General features: G+C 74.5%; 1 protein-coding gene. It reads left to right on the top strand.

All coding sequences use genetic code 11. The features are described from left to right. A partial coding sequence (locus GT042_RS30400; protein WP_237531355.1) for a beta-ketoacyl synthase N-terminal-like domain-containing protein occupies positions 1-3,138 on the top strand: 3,138 nt, incomplete at both ends.

The raw sequence follows: 3,138 nt of genomic DNA, 5'->3' as shown, positions 1-3,138 counted from the left end.
CCGGACGTACCCACCACGCGCACCGGCTCGTCCTCGACTGCTCCGAGGGCCTGCCCGCCCTGCGGGCTGCGCTCGCTGACCACCTGGCGGGCCGCCACCGGGCCGCTCCCGTGGCCGGGCCCGGCGCGGCCTGGCTGGCCGGGGAGGACGTGGACTGGCGTACGTACTGGACCGTACCGGCCCGCCGGGTGCCGCTGCCCACCGGCACCTTCCCGGCCGGCCGCCCTCGCCCGGAGCCCACACCGGCCCCGTCGGGGGCGGACGTCGCCCGGATCGAGCGGCGGCTGGTGCAGCTCTACGCACGGGCATCGGGCCTGCCGGAGGACGGCATCGACCCGCACACGCCGTTGGAGCAGTACGGCCTCACCTCCTTCCTGGTGGCGCGGCTCAACGCGGACCTGCGGGAGGAGTTCGGGGTCACCTCGGCCACCGTGTTCTTCGAACAGCGCGACCTGGCCGGGGTCGCCCGGGGTGTCTGTGCCCACGCCACCACGGGAACCGGTGAGCGGTCCGCGGACGGCCCCACGGTCGCCGAACGGGCCGCCGAACGTCCCGATGACCGGGCGAGCGAGAGGGCGAGCGGAAGGCTGGTCGAGAGGGCGGGCGAGCGTGCGGGCGAACGGGTCGGCGACGACATCGCAGTGATCGGCCTCGCCGGACGCTATCCGGGCTCACCCACCCCCCAGGCACTCTGGGAGCACCTCCTCGGCGGTACGGACCTGGTGACCGAACTGCCCGCCGACCGGCGCACCGGCCGCCCCGGCGAGGAGTTGATGCACGGCGGATTCCTTGACGCGGTGGCCGACTTCGACCCGCTGCTGTTCGGCATCACTCCGCACGACGCCGACCTGATGGACCCCCAGGAGCGGCTGCTGCTGGAGGTGGTGTGGGAGACCCTGGAGGACGCGGGCCACCCCAGGGACCGGCTACGCACGGCTCATGGCTCCCGGGTCGGCGTCTTCGTCGGCTCGATGCACAACGAATACCCGTACTTCGGAGTCGAGCGCACGATCACCGGTACGCCCGTCGCCGGGGGCTCCACACCTGCCGGGATCGCCAACCGGGTCTCGTACTTCCTGGACGCCCACGGCCCCAGCCTGACCGTCGACACCATGTGCTCCTCCTCGCTGACCGCGATCCACCTCGCCGCGCGCAGCCTGCGCGACGGCGAGTGCGCGGTGGCCCTGGCCGCCGGGGTCAACCTCTCGCTGCACCCGAACAAGTACGTGCAGCAGCGGGCGATGCACATGACGTCCTCCGACCACCGCTGCCGGGGCTTCGGCGCGGGCGGCGACGGCTTCGTACCCGCCGAGGCGGTCGGGGCGGTCCTGCTCAAGCCACTGGCCCGGGCCGTCGCGGACGGGGACCGGATCCACGGCGTCATCAAGGGCACGGCCGTCAGCCACGGTGGCCGCACCAACGGCTACACCGTTCCTGATCCGGCCGCACAGGGCCGGGTGGTGACCGACGCGCTCGTACGCTCCGGGGTGCCCGCCGGGACGGTGGGGTACGTCGAGGCGCACGGCACCGGCACGGCGCTCGGCGACCCGGTGGAGATCGCGGGCCTGCAACAGGCTTTCGGCGCGCTGGCACCGGGGTCGGTGGCCATCGGGACGGTCAAGTCCAACATCGGACACACGGAGGCGGCGGCCGGCATCGCCGGGCTCACTAAGGTGCTGCTCCAGATGCGGTACGGACTACTGGTCCCCTCGCTGCACACCGAGGAGCTCAACCTGGCGATCGACTGGGCGACTTCGCCCTTCCGGGTGCAGCGGGCGATCGCCGAGTGGCCCCGGCCGACCGGGGGCCCGCGCCGGGCGGGGGTCAGCTCGTTCGGCGCCGGCGGTTCGAACGCGCACCTGGTGGTGGAGGAGTACCCGCAGCCCGCGTACGGCTTGGACCGCGCGGCGGCGGGACCGCAGCTGGTGGTGCTGTCGGGACGTACGGAGGAGGCCCTGACCACCCTAGCGGGCCGCCTGGCGGCACACCTGCGGCAGGCCGGGCCCGGGGGCGTACCGGACGAGACAGCCCTCGCAGACCTCGCACACACCAGCCGGATCGGCCGCGAGGAACTGCGCGAGCGGCTCGCGCTGGTCGTCTCGTCCGTGCCCGAACTGGCCGATCGCCTCACGGCGTTCGCGGCAGGCCGGGGCACGGCGGAACTGCGCGGACGGGTGACGGGGCCGTCCGGCCCCGGCCTGCCCGTGGAGCGGATCGACCCCTCCGGACTCGAACTCGAAGAGGTGGCCCGCCGTTGGGTCACCGGAACGCACTGGGACTGGCAGGCCCTCCCGGGCGCGGTAGGCAGCCGGATCGTCCCGATGCCCACATACCCCTTCGCCCGCCGCCACTGCTGGCTCCCGGAGCCGCCCCAAGAGAACGCGATGCGGGACGCGCCACAGGACGTACGGCAGGCGGATCGGCTGGCAGCGAGGGGCGGAACAGAGGCGGTTACGGCTACCGGGTCCGTGCCAGCAGGGGCTTCCGGAACCGCGCCGGTCGTGGCTGCCGACCCCGTAGGGGCGGGGGTCACGGGACCGGAGGCGGTCGCGGCTACGGGGTCTGTCCGGGCGGAGGCTGCCGGGCCCGCGCCGGTCGCGTTCAGCGGGTCGGTGCCGGCAGGGACTTCCGGAACTGCGGGCCTGGTGGCTGCCGACTCCGTAGGGGCAGGGGTCACGGGACCGGAGGCGGTCGCGGCCACCGGGTCCGTACGGGCGGCAGTCACCAGGCCCGCACCGGTCGCGGTTACCCGGTCCGTGCCCGCAGGGGCTTCCGGGACGGTGCCGGTGGTGGCTGCCGACTCCGTAGGGGCAGGGGTCACGGGACCGGAGGCGGTCGCGGCTACGGGGTCCGTCCGGGTGGAGGCTGCCGAGCCCCTGTCGGTGGCAGCTACCGAGCCCGTAGGGGCGGCAGCCGCGTGGTCCGTACCGGCGGAGGTTGCCGAGTCCGTCCGGGCGGCGTTTACCGGACAGGCGTCGGTCGCGGCTGCTGGAACGGTACGGGCGGAGACTGCGGGGCACGTAGGAGCTGCGGTTACCGGGGCCGTGCCTGCGGCGGTTGCCGAGCCGGTACGGGCATCGGTCACCGGGCCCGTACCGACGGCGGTCACCGCGCCCGCGCCGGTCACCGCGCCCGCAC

The sequence above is a fragment of the Streptomyces sp. SID3212 genome (genome assembly GCF_009865405.1).
Lineage (GTDB): Bacteria > Actinomycetota > Actinomycetes > Streptomycetales > Streptomycetaceae > Streptomyces.
Note: the sequence above shows the minus strand (reverse complement) of the source record. Positions and strands in the feature narration are given on the sequence as shown.